Origin of the sequence: Methylobacterium sp. CB376 (assembly GCF_029714205.1) — a bacterium.
Lineage (GTDB): Bacteria > Pseudomonadota > Alphaproteobacteria > Rhizobiales > Beijerinckiaceae > Methylobacterium.
In genome coordinates this window covers 1818391-1834668 of sequence record NZ_CP121648.1, presented here as the reverse complement: position 1 = coordinate 1834668, position 16278 = coordinate 1818391, and the positions used below count along the sequence as shown (strand labels likewise).

The following is a 16278-nucleotide window of genomic DNA, read 5'->3' as shown; positions in this document are numbered from 1 at the left end:
GGCCCGTCACCGGCCGGCGCGCCGCGCCGGATCCTCGGCGGCGAGCGCGGCCGCGATGCGCCCGCAGGCCGGGTGCGGCGCGGCCTCGGGCAGGGCCGGGGCGCCGTCGAAGCCGGCCTGCCAGCTCAGGAGGCCGGTATTGGACTGGCGGACCGAGCCGGCCGACAGCACCGCCTCCCGCTGCGCCCGCCCGCTCGGCGAGGCCGCCACGACCCGGATCGCGAAGACGCTGCGCGGCGAGCGCGCCGCGTAGGGGCGCAGCGCCTCCCCGACCGTGCCGCCGAGGAGCGCGCCGAGCGGCGACGGGCCGGGATCGAACTGGCCGGTCGCGTTGTAGACCGTCAGGAACGGCCGCAGCCGGGCCGCCTCCACCTCGCCGAGATGCGGCAGCATGCCGATCTCCGCGGGGCTGCGGAACGGCGCGTTGCGGGGGCCGTAGGGCAGGCCCTGGTCCCGGTATTGCGGGGCCTCGGCACCGCCATTCGGCTCCGGGTCGGAATCGGGGTCGCGGTAATCCACCACCTCCGCCGCGACGGTCCCGGCCTCGCGGTCGGGGAGGCCGAGGGCGCGGAAGGCGGCCTCCAGCAGCGGCCGCGGGCTGGCATTGAGGTCGATGAGCCCCGCCTGGTCCTGCACGGCGACGAGGAGGCGCGCGCCCGGCACCGGGCAGCCGACCGGCAGCCCGTCCTCGGGCAGGCCGAGGCCCGGCGCCCCGCGCTGGCGCTCGTTGAGCAGGGAGGCGGCGACGAGCCGGGCGGCGCCGTCCGCGAGCCCCTGCAGGCGCAGGCTCTCGGCCCGCCCGGAGGTGGCGCCGAGATGGACCGCGAAGCGCTCGGTGGCGATGGCGGCCGTGATCGCCACCGCGGCGAGCACGACGAGCACCGCGGGCAGGACGAAGCCGTCCTCGGCCGGGACGCCCGCGCGCCTCATGGGAGCGGCTCCAGCGGGACCACGAGCGGCGCCCAGCGCCGCGGGTCGCCGGGCGGGAAGTCGAGGACGATCTCGACCAGCGCCGGCATCCGGTCGCGGCGCGTCCAGGCGTCGAGCCAGCGCGGCTGCATCTCGGTCGGGGCGACGCCGAAATAGTGCAGGCGCAGCGCCGCCGCCCCGCCGACCAGCACCTCGGGCGGGTCGGCCTCGGCCGCCGTCTCCGGGACGCGGCTCTCGACGAGGTCGATGCGGCCGTCCGCCCGGGGCATCCCGGCCAGCACCATCCGCATGTCGGCGCCCCGCTCGGTCGCGGGGCTGGCCGCGAGGATCGCCACCAGACGTCCGGGCTCGCCCAGGAAGGACGGCCCCCTGCCGTCCGCGCCCCGGCCCCGGGGCCGGGCGAGGGCGGCGCGCAGGTGGTCGCGGACCACGTCGAGATCCGCCTCCACGGCGATGCCGGCCCCGAGCCGCGACAGGAACCCGGCCGCCCGGACCGCCTGCAGCAGCAGCACGGCGATCAGCGCCGCGACCGCGAGCGCCGTCAGCGCCTCGACCAGGGTGAAGCCCGCCGCGGCGGGCCCGGGCCGCGAAGCCGGCGGCGATTCGGGCGACAGCGGCCGCGAGCAGGATCCGATCACGCCGCCATCGAGGCCCGCTCCGGGGTCCCGACCGTGCCGTTGCGGAAAATGCGGCAAGACCAAAGATCGAGAGCGGCACCCGGTTGCAACGTGATCGGGTGCCGCTCTAGCGGGCCTGCCCGCCGGAAAGCAGCGTCGCGTAGACGAGCGGGCCGTTCGCGCTCCCCCGCCGCAGCTGGACGCGCCAGAGCGGCGGCAGACCCTGCCAGCCGAGCAGGGGCGCCACGTCCACGACGGTGAGCACCCAGGGTTCCCCATCGGCGAACCGACCCCGTTCGAGCCCCGGCTGGAGCCGACCTCCCGCCGCGCGCAGCATCACGATGGCCTCGATCTCGTCGAGGCGGTGCCGCTCGGCCGCGAGCTGGCGCGCGCGCCGGGCGAGCGACGCGCCCGCCTCCAGCGCGATGATCGTGGCGAGCGCCACGACCGCGAAGGCGACGAGCACCTCCACTAGGGTGAAGCCCTCCTGGCGGAGGAAGCTCCGCGGGCGGAGGAAGCTCCGCGGGCGGAGGAAGCTCCGCGGGCGGAGGAAGCTCCGCGGGCGGGCCGCGGCCCGCTCACCGCCCGCGGCCGCATCCTGCCCCCGCCGGGTTGAGGCCGGGTTCACGGCATCGCCTCCGCCTCCCCGACCCGGCCGGTGAGGCGGCTCACCGCGATCCGGCGCCCTCCGCCCCGCCCGTGGATCAGGATGGTCCCGCCCGAGGAGGAGCCGTCGGGGGCGAAGCGGATCTCGCCGGGGCCGGCCCGGCTGCCCGCCGCGGGCTCCACCTGGACGGCGTAGCCGGCCAGGCCGAGGGGGCGCTCCGGGCCGGCTGCTCAGGAAGAGGCCGCGGGCGGGGTCGAGCCGCAGCAGCGCCAGCTCGCCGGTGCGCCGCGCGTGGCCGCGCAGGCTGGCGAGTTCGCCCGCCACGCCGGCGGCGAGCCGGTCGAGCCGGCGGGCCGGGAGCATTCCGTCGAGGGCGGCGCCGCCGAGGAGCGCCGCCAGGGCGAGGATCGCCAGCACGACGAGCAGTTCCACGAGGCTGAACCCGCCCGCCTCCCGCCCCGGCCCGCCCGGCCGGGATCCTCGGCGTCCGCGGCGCGGCACCGGCGGCCCCGCGCGGTCAGCGGGCCGCGACCTCGGGCGCCGCACCGCGGCCCGGCGCGTCGGGATCCGTGAAGGCGATCTCGAAGGGGGCGCCGCCGGCTCCCGGCGAGCGATACAGGAACGGCCGCCCCCACGGGTCGAGCAGCCCCTTGCCGTCGCGCAGGTAGGGACCGCGCCACGCCGCCCGCGCGCCCTCGGGCGGGGTGACGAGGGCGGCGAGCCCCTCCTGCGTGGTCGGATAGGTGCCGAGGTCGAGGTAGTAGAGCTCGACCGCCTGGGCGAGGTTCTTGACCTGGATGCGCGCGGTCTCGCCCTTGGCGCGGCCGAGATAGCCGAGCACCTGCGGGGTGACCATGGTGGCGATCATCCCGATGATCGCCAGCACCACCAGGAGTTCCACCAGCGAGAACCCGGCCTTCCCGTCCCGTTCCGGGCGCCTCACCGCCTCGCCGCTGCGTCCCTGCCTCATCGCGCCGATCCCCGCTGTCCCGGCCCCATCCAGACTCCGAACCCCGAAGATAATCTAAACGCGACGCCTCCATGACTTCGCTGACTGAATTCCCCAGAGTCATCCGTTGACCGATCGTTAAGACCCGACATCTAGCGTCCGCGGCCTGGGGCCGAGCGCTGCGTGAGGATGCGGGAGCGAGAGATGCGGGGATTTCTAAGATTCGGTGCGGGGCGGGTCGTCCCCTGGGGCATCCTGCCCGGCGGATGCGGGGCGTTCGTCGGATTGTGCCTCGGGCTGGTCGCGACGGTCCCGGCGCTCGCGGCGCCGCTCACGGTCGCGCTGCCGGCGCCGCTGCCGCAGGTCCGGCTCCTGACCCCCATGATCGGCATCCACCTCGTGGGCCTGTGCCTCGGCTTCGGGGCCGCCGCGATGATGGATTTCTGGCTCCTGCGCTGGATGCGCTGGGGCGGAATGCCGCCCGAGATCGAGCGGATGATCCGCTTCATGGCCAAGGTCGTGACGGTCGGCCTCGCGCTCCTGTGGCTGTCGGGCCTCGGCTTCCTCGCCATCTACGCCGTCGAGTCGCCGGAGAAGCTGTTCAATCCGAAGATGTGGGCGAAGGTCTCGGTCGTGATCGTGCTCACCCTCAACGGCGTCGTGATCCACCATTGGGTGCTGCCGCGCGTGCTCACGGACGTGCGCCGCCCGATCCTGGAGGGCCTGTCCCCGGTGAGCGCCCGGGCCTTCCTGTTCTCGGGCGCGGTCTCGGCGGTGTCGTGGTCCTTCGCCTTCGCGCTCGGGATCCTGCGCGAGTTCAACGGCGTGGTGCCGGTGCAGCTCCTGCTCGGACTGTGGCTCGGGGGGGGTGGCGGCGGCGAGCCTCGCGACCGGGATCCTGTGGGGGCACTGGCGACGGGCCGGTCTCCTGGGCCGCGCCCCGTTCCTGCCGCCGCTCGAGACGGCGGGGCGGCCCTTCGTGGGCGTGCGCCGCCTGCTCTGGGGAGCCGACGCCACCGGGGCGGACGCCCTCGCCGAGACGCGGCCGGAGCGGGATCGCGGGGCGGTGGCTTAAGGCGGCGCGGGCGGGCCGTCACCGCCTCAGCCGCGGATCGTCCTGCGCGACGCGGCTGCGCACCGTGTACACGCCGAGGCCCGACAGGATGGCGCTGCGGGCGAGGAGACGGCCGTTCTCCCAGTTGGAGAGCCCCAGTTCGGGCTGGTTGAGGGCGTATTGCCCATCGACCCAGCGCGTGAATCCGTCGCCCACGAAGGGCGCGTTGACCGTGTCGAAGAAGCGCCGATGCGCGGCCGGGTCGCGGCTGATCAGCGAGGCCGCGAATTGCGGGCTGTAGCGGTTGAACAGCGCCACCGCGTGATCGAGGTCGTCCACGATCTTGAGGCTGACCTCGGGCGTGTCCTCCCATTCCCACTCGCGGCCGAGTTCGGCCTCGGGCAGGATCTCGGTCAGGGGCTCGGTGCGCTCGCCCTCCGCGCGCCGGGCGCGCACGGTCCCGGTCCGCCACGCGGGCGGCAGCACGGCCTCGTCGCCGGCCACCACGTGGAGCTTGCAGCCGTGGCCGCGGGCGCGGCCGGCCGCCTCCAGGGCGGCCAGGAAGGCCGGCAGCAGGTCGGCGAGCCGGGCCCTGTGGAGGCAGCACACGTTCAGCGTGTTGCACACCTTCCGGTCCAGGGAGGCCTCCACGGCGGCGGCGAAGCGCGCGGGATCCGCGTCGCGGTCGGCGACCATCCAGGCCCCGCCGGTGCCGTGCAGGCTGACCGCGGTCCCGGCCTGCCGGGCGACGCTGCCGAGCTGCGCGACCGCCCGGCCCGACCCGCGGGCCACTGCCAGGGCGAGCCGGCGGTCCGAGAACAGCGCCCAACCGGCGGCCCGGTCCGGACTGTCGATCAGCGACACGGCGCCGGGTGGGAGGCCGGCCTCCCGGAGGGCCGGGGCGAGCGCGTGCCGCTGGATGGCCTGCACGGTGGCGAGCGCGTCGCTGCCGATGCGCAGCACGGCGGTGTTGCCCGTGCGCACGACGCCTGCCGCGTCGGCGAACACGTTCGGGCGTCCCTCGAAGACGAAGCCCACCACGCCGAGCGGTGCGGCCACCTGCTCGATCGTCCAGCCGGGATGCGCCGCGCGCGATCACGCGACCGCGTCCCTCGCCGCAATCCCGCCACGCGCGCAGGCCCGCGCTCATGTCGCGCCGCATGCGGTCGCCCGCGACGAGGCGGGTGGTCGAGCGGCCGGCCTGCTCCGCGCGCGCCGCGTCCTGCCGGTTGGCCTGCGCGACCGCGTCCCAGACCGAGGAATCCTTCAGGAGCGCCGCGAAGCGGTCGAAGAACCGGTCGATGGCCTGATCCGGGACGGCCGGCAGCGCCCGGAACGCGGCCTCCGCCCGGTCCACAGCAGCGGCGGCCAGCGCCCTCTGCGCCGCGGGGACGTGCAGGAGATCGCCCGTCTCCTGCAGCACCAGCAGGTGGTCGCCGGGCTGGAACCGCGCGGCGAGGTCCGGCGTGATCACCGCGGCGCGGTCGCCGCCGAAGGGCACGAGCGTGCCGGGGATCAGGCGGTCGAGGGTGGTGATGGTCATGCGAGGGTGGTGATGGTCATGGCCGCTCGCCCCTAGAGCATTTTCCGGCGAAGTCGCCGCCGGTTCGGGGTAGAAAATGCGGCAGAATCAAGAACCGAGAGCAGGGTTCGGTTGCAACGGAACCCTGCTCTCGTGCAGAGCCGGCCCGCGTGCCAAGCTGCCCGCCGGGCCGCGCGCCCTCCGGGGAGGTGCTCATGAGCTACGCCACGATCATGGTCTCGGTCGACGCGCTCCCGGGCGCGGCCGGCCGCATCCGGCTCGCGGCCCAGGTTGCGGACCGGTTCGGGGCCTCCCTCACGGGGGCCGCCGCCCGGCAGCTCCCGCTCCCGGTGACGCGGACCTCCTTCGAGGAGCGGGAGGCGACTCCGCCGCCGAGTCGGCGCGGCTCCACGAGGATATCGGCGCCCTGCAGGCCGTGTTCGCGCGCGAGGCCGGCGGGCCGCAGCGCCGCTCCTGGCGCCAGGCCGCGATGGCGGCGACGGAGCATCTCGTCCTGCGCGCCCGGGGCGCGGACCTGCTCGTCGTCGGGCGCCCCGGCCCGGCCGACGGGATCGCCGCGGACGCGGTCCGGCCCGACCGGGTGCTGATGGAGGCCGGGCGCCCCGTCCTGGTCGTGCCGCCCGGCACCGAGCAGCTGCGGGCCGAGAGCATCGTGCTGGCCTGGAAGGACACGCCCGAGGCGCGGCGCGCCGCGGCGGCCGCGCTGCCCTTCCTGCGCGCCGCCGCGCGCGTCGCGGTCGTCAGCCTGGGACCCGCGGCGGCCGAGGAAGGGGCGGACGAGGTCGCCGAACTCCTGGCGCGTCACGGCGTCGAGGCCGCCCCGGCCGCCGAGCCGGTCCCGGAGGGTCTCGACGAGGCCGACGGCCTGCTGGCCTTCGCGGACCGGGCGGGCGCCGACCTGCTGGTCCTCGGCGCCTACGGACGCGGTCGCCTGCGGGAGTGGGTGTTCGGCGGCGTGACCCGCTCGGTCCTGCAGCGCAGCCCGCTCTGCTGCCTGATGACCCACTGATCCCGGCCCGGCGGGCGCCCTCAATGGGCCAGGAGCAGGGGCACGGGGCAGGATCCCAGCAGGGCCTGCGTCACCCCGCCGAGGACCATCTCGCGCAGGAGCGAGTGCACGTAGGCGCCCATTACGAGCAGGTCGGCGCGGGAGGCCGCCGCGTGGCGGCGCAGCGTGCCGGCCACGTCGCCGTCCCCGGCCACGAGGTCGGTGACCGTGACCGCGACGCCGTGATGGGCGAGGTGCGGCGCCAGCTCGGCCCCCGGCACCGCGCCCGAGAGGTCCTTCTCGCCGGCCACCGACACGATCTCGACGGCGCCCGCCCGCTTGAGGAACGGCAGCGCGTCGTGCACGGCGCGGGCGGCCTGGGCGCTGCCGTCCCAGGCCACGAGGATGCGCTGCGCCGCGAAGCTCTCGACCCCGGGCGGCACGACGATCACGGGGCGCCCGCTCTCGAACAGCAGGGTCTCGATCAGGCCGCGGTCGCCGGTCAGCAGACGCGACTCCGCGTCGGTCACGGTCAGGTCGTGGAGCCGCGCCTGCCACCGGACGCTCGCCAGGAGCTCGGCCTCGGGGAGCTGCTGCGTCTGCGTGCGGCAGAGGATCCCCGCGGCCGCGGCCTCGCCGCGGGCGCGCTCGGCGAGTTCCTCCGCCAGATCCCGCAATCGCCGGTTCTCGGCCGCGACGAGCATCGCGACGAAGCGGCTGATCCAGGCATGCGGCAGCACGAGCTTGGCCGAGACCGCCTGCACGGTGGCGCGGGCCCCGGCCTGTCCCGCCAGCGCCAGGCCGTAGGCGAGCGCCGCGGAGGGCGCCTCGTCCCCCGTGCGCTCCGTCACGGCGATGAGGACGGTCCTGATGGTGTCGGTCATGAGGGCTCTCCGGATACGGCGGGGTCATTCTCGGGGCACGGGTCTCGGCACACCTTGAGGTAGATCAGCGGCGGTCGCCCTAGCCCGGTGCAGGACGGACCCCCCTTGCGGGGACTCCGCGCCGGATGGTCACCTGCGCGTCGGACTGGACAGGGCGAGATGACGAAGCACCGCGCGCTGCAGGCCGATCCCGCGGGGGACGCGCGGGATCCGGCCGATCCCTCCCGCCTCGGCGCCGACGAGGTTCTGGCGGCCCTGCGCGTCGAGGCCGCCTCCGGGCTGAGCGCGCCCGAGGCGCGGGCGCGCCTCGCCCGCCACGGCGGGAACGCGCTGCGCGCCGCGCCGCCCGTGCCCGCCTGGCGCATCCTCGCCGCCCAGTTCACGGACAGCCTCGTCCTGCTGCTCCTCGCCGCGGCGCTCGTCTCGGCGGGGCTGTGGCTGTCGGAGCGGGAGTCCGGCCTGCCCTACGACGCGATCGCGATCGTCGCGATCGTGCTCCTCAACGCCGCGATGGGCGCGCTCCAGCAGGTGCGCGCGGATCGGGCGGTCGCGGCCCTGCGCCGGATGGCGGCCGCGCGGGCGCGGGTCATCCGCGACGGCGCGCTCCAGACCGTGCCGGCCGCCGACCTCGTGCCGGGCGACATCCTCCGCCTGGAGGAGGGCGACACGATCCCGGCCGATGCGCGGCTGATCCAGGTCGCCCTCCTGCAGACCACGGAGGCCGCCCTGACGGGGGAGAGCCTGCCGGTGTTCAAGCAGGTCGCGCCGCTCGCCGACGCGGCGGATCCGGAACCCCGCCGCACCATGGTCTTCAGCGGCACCGCGGTGACCAGCGGCCGGGGGCTGGCCGTGGTGACGGCGACCGGGATGCGCACCGAGATCGGGCGCATCGCCCAGATGCTGCAGGACGCGCCGGACGAGAGCACCCCGCTCCAGATCGAACTCGACCGCGTCGGCAAGCGCCTCGGGCTCGTGGTGGTCGCCATCGCCCTCGTGCTGATCGCGACCATCGTGGTCGTCGAGGAGGTCCGCAGCCTGCGCGCCCTCCTCGGCGTGCTCATCCTGGGCGTGGCGCTCGCCGTCGCGGCGGTGCCGGAGGGTCTCCCGGCCATCGTCACCGCGTCCCTGTCCCTCGGCGTGCAGCGGATGGCGCGGCGGCGCGCGATCGTGCGCCGCCTCGCGGCGGTGGAGACGCTGGGCTCGGCCGAGGTGATCGCCTCCGACAAGACCGGCACCCTCACGCGCAACGAGATGACCGTGCGGGTGATCGCGACCGCGGGCGGGCGCGTCGATGTCGGCGGCAGCGGCTACGCCCCGGTCGGACCGCTCGGCCATGCCGGCGGCGCCCTCGGCGAGGCGCTGCGGGCCGAGGTGGAGCGGGCCCTCCTCGCCGGCCTCTTGGCCAGCAACGCGGTCCTGCAGGAGCGCGACGGGCGCTGGACCGTGCAGGGCGACCCCACCGAGGGCGCGCTCATCGCCGCGGCGCGCAAGGCGGGGCTGGAGGCCGGGGCGGTGGCCCGCCGCTTCGCGCGCCTCGCCGAGATCCCGTTCTCCTCCGAGCGCAGGCTGATGAGCACGGTGCAGAGCGACGCCGAGGGCGAGGCGCCGCTCCTCCTGGCCACCAAGGGCGCGCCGGACGTCGTGCTCGCGCGCTGCGCGCAGGAATTCGTCGGCGGGCGCGGCCGGGCCCTCACGCCGGAGCGCCGCACCGCGATCGCGGCGGCGAACGAGGCGCTGGCCCGGGAGGGCCTGCGCAGCCTCGGGATCGCCTTCCGGGCGCTCCCGCGGGACGGCCTGGGCTGGGCGGCGCCGGGCGGCGCGGCGCCGGGCGCGGAGATCGAGCGGGACCTCGTCTTCCTCGGGCTGATCGGCATGACCGACCCGCCCCGCGCCGAGGCCCGCGAGGCGGTGGCGCGGGCGAGGGCGGCCGGCATCCGGCCGATCATGATCACGGGCGACCATCCGGGCACCGCCTCGGCGATCGCCGCCGAGCTCGGCATCGCCGCGGGAGGGCGCGCCCTCACCGGGGCCGAGCTCGACGCGCTCTCCGAGGAGGCGCTCGCACGGACCGTGCGCGACGTCTCGGTCTACGCGCGGGTCGATCCCGCCCACAAGCTGAGGATCGTGCGGGCGCTGCGGCGCAACGGCCTGACCGTGGCCATGACGGGCGACGGCGTGAACGACGCGCCCGCCCTCAAGGCCGCCGATATCGGCGTCGCCATGGGCCTGAGCGGCACCGACGTGGCGCGGGAGGCCGCCGACATCGTGCTCGCGGACGACGATTTCGCCACGATCGTGGCGGCGGTCGAGGAAGGGCGGGCGATCTTCGCGAACATCCGCAAGGTGCTGCGCTACCTGCTGTCGTCGAATATCGGCGAAGTCGCCACCATGTTCCTCGGGGTGGTGCTGGCCGACGCGCTCGGGCTGACCGGCGCGCGGGCCGGCGAGGTGGTGCTGCCCCTGACGGCGACGCAGATCCTCTGGATCAACTTCGTCACCGACGGCGCCCCGGCCCTCGCCCTCGGGGTCGATCCGGCGGATCCGGCGGCGATGCGCCGCCCGCCGCGCCCGCGCGGCGAGGGCGTGCTGACCCGCCGGATGTGGGAGGGCATCGCCTTCGTGGGCCTCGTGACCGCCTGCAGCACCCTGGTGGTGCTCGACGCCTGCCTGCCGGGCGGATTCATCGAAGGGGACGGCACCCTGGCCTACGCGCAGACGATGACCTTCACCACGCTCGTCCTGTCCCAGCTCTTCAACGTCCTCAACACGCGCTCCGAGGACCGCAGCGCGCGCGAGGGCCTGTTCCGCAACCGCTGGCTCTGGGCCGCGATCGCGCTGTCGCTCCTGCTCCAGGTGGCGGCGGTCTCCGTTCCCGTCCTGCAGCGGGCCTTCTCGACGGTGAGCCTCGGCGTCGGCGACTGGGCGATCTGCGCGGCCGCCGCCAGTTCCGTCCTCGTCCTCGGCGAGGCGCGGAAATGGCTGATCCGCGCGGCCGGGCGGCGACGCCGAACCGGCCAACGGTGACCCGGATCATCCGGTTGATGGCTTCGCCATGCGGATGTCGGATCACTCCTCGTCGTCCCCGTGCGCGTCGCGCCGGGCGGGTTCGAGCCGGGCCGGATCGAACTTCTCGTCCAGGCGCTGGCCCCGCGCATTCGTCGCCCGCACCCGGTAGCAGCCGTCATCCACCCGGATGGCGATGCCGCTCCATCCTTCGGCTTCGAGCCTGCGCTGCAGCGCCGCGCGGGGCTGCCAATCGGCGAGCGGCACGCGGCAATGCCCGTCCGCCGCGGCGGGGCCGCCCGGCAGGGCCGCGGAGAGGGCGAGAAGGATCGGGGCGAGAAGGATCGTCGCGCGTCGCATGGCCGGGGCTCCGGATCCGCGGGCCGTCCCGCGCAGCTCAATCACCGAAACCTGACGCCAGCCTGAACGCCGGGCGCCGCCGCTGCGGTCCGCCGCACGGGGAAATGCGGTAGTCTCGCGGGAGATCAACCGGGGCGGGCATGCGCATCCTCCTCATCGAAGACGATCCGGTGCTGGGCGAGGCGGTCCGCGACCACCTCGCATCGGACGGCCATTCCGCCGACCGGGTCGCGACCCTCGCCGATGCCGCCGCGGCGATCACGGCGGCGGTCTACGATCTGGTCCTGCTCGACCTGATGCTGCCGGACGGACGCGGCCTCGATTTCCTGCGGCAGCGCCGCACCCAGGGGGACGTCACGCCGGTGATCATCCTCACCGCCCGGGACCAGATCTCCGACCGGATCGCGGGGCTCAACGCGGGGGCGGACGACTATCTCATCAAGCCCTTCGACCTGTTCGAACTCACCGCCCGCGTGGGCGCGGTCGGGCGGCGCTACTCCGGCAACCCCAACCCCCTCGTCACGATCGGCGACCTCGACATCGATCTGGCGGCCCGCTCGGTCCACCGGGCCGGGAAACCCGTGCCGCTGACCGCCCGGGAATGGTCGCTGTTCGAGGCGCTCGTCCAGCGGCCGCACGCGCTGCTCTCCAAGGCGCAGCTCGAGGAGAGGCTCTACGCCTTCGACGCCGAGGTCGAGAGCAACACGATCGAGGTCTATGTCGGGCGGCTGCGCAAGAAGATCGGCGCGGAGGCGATCGAGACCGTGCGCGGGATGGGCTACCGCCTCGGTGCACCGGCCAGGGGCGCGTGAGGATCGCCCGGGGAGCCGGGCGCGCGAGCCTGCGCCGCCGCCTCGGGATCGGGCTGGCGCTCGGCGTGGCCGCGACCTGGCTCGCCGCCTCGGTGGTGGCCGGGCTGGTGCTGCGTCACGAGATCGACGAGGTCTTCGACAGCGCCCTCCAGGAGGTCGCGCAGCGGGTGCTGCCCCTCGCCTACGCGGAGGTGCTGGCGCGGGAGGACGGCACCGCGAGCCAGCTCATGCCCCCGGTCGGCCGGCATCGGGAATACATCGCCTACGTCGTGCGGGATGCCGACGGGCGCGACCTCCTGCGGTCGAGCGACGCCGACCGGATGGGGATCCCGGGCGGCCTCGCCCCGGGATTCCGGACCCTGAGCGGCCTGCGCACCTACACGGAGACGGGGGTTCGGGGGACGATCGCGGTGACCGCCGCCGAGCGGCTCGACCACCGGCGGGACGCGGTCGCGAAGGCGATGATGACCCTGGTCGGGCCGCTCGCCGCGCTCGTGCCCCTCGCCCTCGCCGCGGTGTGGCTGGTGGTGCGCCTCTCGCTCGGGCCGGTCCTCGCCTTCCGGGACGCGATCGAGGCGCGCGGCCGGGGCAACCTCTCGCCGATCGCCACGCTCGACCTCCCGGCCGAGGTGGCGCCGGTGGCGGCCGCGGTCAACGCCCTGCTCGGCCGCCTGCGCGGCGCGCTGGAGGCGGAGCGCAGTTTCACGGCCAATTCCGCGCACGAGCTGCGCACGCCGATCGCCGCCGCCCTGGCGCAGACCCAGCGCCTCTGCGCGGAATTGCAGGATGGCGAGCGCCTCGCGCGCGCGCGCGCCGTCGAGGGCGCGCTGCACCGGCTCTCGCGCCTCTCCGAGAAGCTGCTCCAGCTCGCCAAGGCCGAGGGCGGTGGGCTGATCGCCGAGACCGCCGCGCCGCTCGCGCCCGTGCTGCACCTCGTCGTCGACGAGCTGCGCCGCGGCGGCGGCGGCGAGCGCCTGCGGGTGGAGGCGGCGCCCGGGCCCGGCCCGACCTCGGATCTCGACCCGGACGCCTTCGCGATCCTGGCGCGCAACCTCATCGAGAATGCCCTCAAGCACGGCGACCCCGCGCGTCCGGTGAGCGTCCGCCTGTCCGGGCAGGCGCTCGCCGTGAGCAATGCCGGACCGCCGGTTCCTCCCGAAGACCTCGCGCGGCTGACCCGGCCCTTCACGCGCGGGCCGGCGCGGACCGAGGGATCGGGATTGGGGCTGGCGATCGCCGCCGCCATCTGCCGCGGCGCGGGGCTGCGGCTCGACCTCGCCTCGCCGATCCCGGGCGAGAGCGGCGGCTTCCGGGCCGTCGTCCACCTCGCTCCGGCCGGTCCGCGGCCCGCGGCGCCCCCGCCTGACACCGGGCTGAACGACGTCGGCCCGGCCTTTCAGCCCGGCGTCAGGCGCGGGCGCGAGGCTGCGCGCGTCGCAATGACCGGAGACGAACCCATGACCAAGCACGCGTTGATCGGCACGGCCCTGCTCCTGACGACGGCCGTGGGGGCCGTGCTGGCCGCGGAGGGCTCGCGGGGAGCGCAGGAGCACGCCGGCGCCCGCCACGCCGAATCCGGCCGGCCGGGCTCCTCCGGCCTCCGGCCCGGCGGGGCGCGGGAGCACGCCCGCGCGGCCGAGGCCCGCCGGCACGGCCACCGGCACGAGGACGAGGACGGCGAGGAGGACGGCCGCGGCGTGCCCGCGCCGCCGCGCCGCACCGAGGCACCCGCTCCCGACAGCGGCCTCTTCGGCGGCAAGGCCCCTCCCCGGGCCGAGATCCGCTGATCGGCCGGCCCGGACCCTCCCGCGGAGATTCCCCATGAAGCGCGCATTCTCGGTAGCCGCCGCCGCCACCCTGCTGGCCCCCGCCCTGGCCGAGGCCAGGCCGGTCACCCTCGAAGCGAGGCTCAAGGATTACGGCGGCAACCCCGCCTACCTCGCCGTCTACGTCACGGATGCGGCCGGGCAGTACCGGGGCACGCTCTGGGTGGCGGGACGCAAGGCCAGGTACCACCGCCACCTCTCGGAGTGGTACCGCGCCGCGGGCGGCGCGGCGATCGACGGCATCACCGGGGCGAGCATCGGCTCGGGCCGGACGCTGAGGGTCAGCGTCGATCTCGCGGATGCCCTGATCGATGCCGGCTATCAGGTCCGCGTCGACACCGCCGTCGAGGACGGCGTGGACCGGCCCTCCGAGGTGGTCGCGCCGCTCTCCGGCGCGGCGGCGGGCAAGCCCGTCACCGGCAAGGAGCACGTCGCGACCTTCACGGTCAGCTTCTGACGGGGGGACCGATGTTCCGCCGCATCCACTCCGTCCTGGGGCTGCCCCTGGCGGCGCTCCTCGTCGTCGCGGCCCTCTCGGGCGCGGCCCTGTCCCTGGTTCCGGTCGTCGATCGGGCGCGCGTTCCGGCCATCCCGGCCGGGACGAGCGTGGCCGCGCTGGCCGAGGCGGTCGCGGCCCGCCACCGGAGCGTGACCGGGATCGTCCGGCGTCCGAGCGGCGCCGTCACGGTCGCGTTCGACGACGGCGAGGCGCGCGGCGTCGAGATCGTCGATCCCGCCACGGGACGCAGCCTCGGCCCGTTCCGCCCATCCCAGGCGGTGCGGACGCTCACGCAGCTGCACCGGGCCTTCCTGGCCGGCGATGCGGGCCGGATCGGCGCCGCCCTCGCGGCGTCCCTCATGCTCGCCCTGTCGGCGACCGGCCTGCACATGCTGGCGCGGCGCCAGGGCGGCTGGACGGCGCTCCTGCGCCGTCCCCGCGGCGGTCTCGCGCAGAGGTGGCACGCGGAACTCGGGCGCTTCGCCGCCCTCGGGCTGATGGTCTCCTCCGTCACCGGCCTCTGGATGGCGGCGGAGGGATTCGATCTGCTCCCGGCCGGCGGAACGGCCCCGGCGGCCGTCGCGGCGAGCGGCGGCGCGCCCCTGCCGGTCGGGTCGCTCGACCTCCTCCGCCGCGTCGCACTGGCGGATCTCGACGCGCTCACCTTTCCGGATCCGGCGGATCCGGCGGATGTCTACGTGCTGCGCAGTTCGGCCGGGGAGGCCTCGATCGATCCCGCGACCGGCCGCGTCCTGGCCTTCGCGCCGACGACGACCCTCGACCGGGCAAGCCGCCTCGTCGCCGCGCTCCATACGGGGCGCGGGGCCTGGGCGCTCGGCCTCGTCCTCGGGCTGTGCGCGGTGAGCACCCCCGTCCTGGCCGGCACCGGCCTGGCGATCTGGCTGCGGCGGCGCTCGGCGCGGGGGCGGCGTCCCGCCAACCTGCCCCTCCGCGCCGCCGACACGGTCATCCTGGTCGGGAGCGAGGGCAACACGACCTGGGGCTTCGCCGCGTGCCTGCACGACGCGCTCACCCGGGCCGGCCACCGGGTGCACACGGCCCCGATGAATGCCCTGTCGCCGGCGCATGGCGCGGCCGACCGCCTGCTCATCCTCGCCGCGACGGCCGGCGACGGCGCCGCCCCCGCCTCGGCGAGCCGCTTCATGGACCGCCTGGCCGCGGTCGCGGGATCTCCCCCGGTCGCCGTGCTCGGCTTCGGCGACCGCACCTTTCCGCATTTCTGCGGCTTCGCGCGGGAGGTGGCCGACGCGCTCGACCGCAAGGGCTGGCCGCGGCTGATGCCCCCGGCCTGGATCGACCGCCAATCCGCGCAGGGCTTCGCGCAATGGGGGCGCGACCTGGGCCGGGCGCTCGGGCACGGGCGGGACCTCGTCCTCGCGCACGCCTCTCCGGTGCCGCCGACCGCGCCCTACACGCTCGTCGGCCGCGACGATTACGACATCGCCTCGGCGACGCCGGTCGCCGTCCTGCGTCTCGCCCCCGCGGACGGGGGCGAGACGCCTCCCTTCCGGGCCGGCGATCTCCTCGGCATCCTCGCACCGGGCACCGAGGTGCCCCGCTCCTACTCGCTCGCGACCTCGTCGGAGGACGGCGTGCTGGAGATCTGCGTGCGGCGGCACACGGGCGGGCTTTGCTCGGGCTTCCTCCACGACCTCCCGATCGGGGGCAGCGTCAGGGCGTTCATCAGGGCCAATCCCGAGTTCCGTCCTGCCCCCGGCAGGGCCCCGCTCGTCCTGGTCGGCGCCGGGACCGGGATCGGGCCGCTCATCGGCTTCGTCCGCGCGAACCGGGCGCGACGGCCCATCCATCTCTACTGGGGCGGCCGGCGCCCGGAATCCGACTACCTCTACGCGCGCGAACTGGCGGAGCACCTCGCCGCCGGGCGGCTGACGGCGCTGCGGACCGCCTTCTCGCGCCGGCCGGGCGGGGGCTACGTCCAGGACCGCCTCGCCGCGGACGCGGCGCTCGTGCGGGAGCAGGTGCACCGGGGCGGCCAGGTGCTGGTCTGCGGTGGGCGCAGCATGGCGCAGGCCGTGCGGCGCGTGCTCGACGGGGCCGTGCAGCCGCTCGGCCTCGACGTCACCACCCTCAGGTCGCGGAGGCGTTATGCCGAAGACGTCTACTGACTTGCCGGGGGCTATGCCCCCGGGGCCGGGGGCTATGGCCCCGGGGCCGCGGGTCGCGC

12 protein-coding genes and 4 pseudogenes are annotated in these 16278 nt (G+C 75.9%); 8 read left to right on the top strand and 8 right to left on the bottom strand.

Annotated elements, in window-relative coordinates; all coding sequences use genetic code 11:
• Nucleotides 1-6: 6 nt before the first annotated feature.
• The 5 genes and pseudogenes from QA634_RS08170 to gspG all read right to left on the bottom strand — a co-directional run bounded on the left by QA634_RS08170 (nt 7) and on the right by gspG (nt 3124).
• Nucleotides 7-930: a general secretion pathway protein GspK gene (locus QA634_RS08170; protein ID WP_012331522.1), complete on the bottom strand. Its 924-nt coding sequence runs from the start codon at nt 928-930 to the stop codon at nt 7-9.
• Entirely contained in the window at nt 927-1568 is a 642-nt protein-coding gene (locus QA634_RS08165) for a general secretion pathway protein GspJ (RefSeq protein WP_012331521.1), read from the bottom strand. Before QA634_RS08165 ends, QA634_RS08170 begins: the two co-directional genes overlap by 4 nt.
• Before the next feature lie 106 nt (nt 1569-1674).
• Nucleotides 1675-2031 (bottom strand): annotated as a pseudogene (locus tag QA634_RS08160) (type II secretion system protein); the annotation flags it as partial.
• Nucleotides 2032-2171: 140 nt separating this feature from the next.
• Entirely contained in the window at nt 2172-2336 is a 165-nt protein-coding gene (locus QA634_RS08155) for a hypothetical protein (protein ID WP_283027529.1), read from the bottom strand.
• Between the two features lie 335 nt (nt 2337-2671).
• Nucleotides 2672-3124, bottom strand: coding sequence for a type II secretion system major pseudopilin GspG (gspG, locus tag QA634_RS08150; protein ID WP_012331518.1), 453 nt, complete (start codon nt 3122-3124; stop codon nt 2672-2674).
• Nucleotides 3125-3307: 183 nt separating this feature from the next.
• Between gspG and QA634_RS35830 the strand changes: the two genes are divergently transcribed.
• Nucleotides 3308-4330 (top strand): hypothetical protein, encoded by a 1023-nt coding sequence (locus QA634_RS35830; protein ID WP_012331517.1) that lies wholly within the window; start codon nt 3308-3310, stop codon nt 4328-4330.
• A 445-nt stretch (nt 4331-4775) separates the two neighbouring features.
• Here QA634_RS35830 and QA634_RS35825 read toward each other — a convergent pair.
• Nucleotides 4776-5120 (bottom strand): annotated as a pseudogene (locus QA634_RS35825) (aldehyde dehydrogenase family protein); the annotation flags it as partial.
• 13 nt (nt 5121-5133) lie between these two features.
• Between QA634_RS35825 and QA634_RS08140 the strand changes: the two are divergent.
• On the top strand, nt 5134-5736 hold the full coding sequence (locus tag QA634_RS08140; RefSeq protein WP_210161176.1) for a hypothetical protein: 603 nt from the start codon (nt 5134-5136) through the stop codon (nt 5734-5736).
• Between the two features lie 158 nt (nt 5737-5894).
• Nucleotides 5895-6709: pseudogene (locus QA634_RS08135) on the top strand (universal stress protein).
• 20 nt (nt 6710-6729) lie between these two features.
• Here QA634_RS08135 and QA634_RS08130 read toward each other — a convergent pair.
• Nucleotides 6730-7572 carry a universal stress protein gene (locus tag QA634_RS08130; protein ID WP_012331516.1) on the bottom strand — a complete coding sequence of 281 codons (843 nt, stop codon included), beginning with the start codon at nt 7570-7572 and terminating at the stop codon, nt 6730-6732.
• A gap of 159 nt (nt 7573-7731) precedes the next feature.
• On the opposite strand from QA634_RS08130, the gene QA634_RS08125 reads away from it, so the two are divergent.
• Nucleotides 7732-10596, top strand: coding sequence for a cation-translocating P-type ATPase (locus QA634_RS08125; RefSeq protein WP_012331515.1), 2865 nt, complete (start codon nt 7732-7734; stop codon nt 10594-10596).
• Nucleotides 10597-10638: 42 nt separating this feature from the next.
• On the opposite strand, the gene QA634_RS08120 is transcribed toward QA634_RS08125, so the two are convergent.
• A complete protein-coding gene (locus tag QA634_RS08120; RefSeq protein WP_012331514.1) occupies nt 10639-10935 on the bottom strand; it encodes a PepSY domain-containing protein in 297 nt (98 codons plus the stop codon).
• 140 nt (nt 10936-11075) lie between these two features.
• On the opposite strand from QA634_RS08120, the gene QA634_RS08115 reads away from it, so the two are divergent.
• The 4 genes and pseudogenes from QA634_RS08115 to QA634_RS08100 all read left to right on the top strand — a co-directional run bounded on the left by QA634_RS08115 (nt 11076) and on the right by QA634_RS08100 (nt 16219).
• Nucleotides 11076-11747 (top strand): response regulator, encoded by a 672-nt coding sequence (locus QA634_RS08115; RefSeq protein ID WP_012331513.1) that lies wholly within the window; start codon nt 11076-11078, stop codon nt 11745-11747.
• A pseudogene (locus QA634_RS08110) lies at nt 11744-13087 on the top strand (ATP-binding protein); the annotation flags it as partial. The gene QA634_RS08115 and the pseudogene QA634_RS08110, both read left to right, overlap by 4 nt.
• Before the next feature lie 481 nt (nt 13088-13568).
• Nucleotides 13569-14030, top strand: a complete 462-nt coding sequence (locus QA634_RS08105; protein WP_012331510.1) for a DUF2271 domain-containing protein — start codon at nt 13569-13571, stop codon at nt 14028-14030.
• Between the two features lie 11 nt (nt 14031-14041).
• Nucleotides 14042-16219 carry a PepSY domain-containing protein gene (locus tag QA634_RS08100; protein WP_012331509.1) on the top strand — a complete coding sequence of 726 codons (2178 nt, stop codon included), beginning with the start codon at nt 14042-14044 and terminating at the stop codon, nt 16217-16219.
• Nucleotides 16220-16278 lie beyond the last annotated feature (59 nt).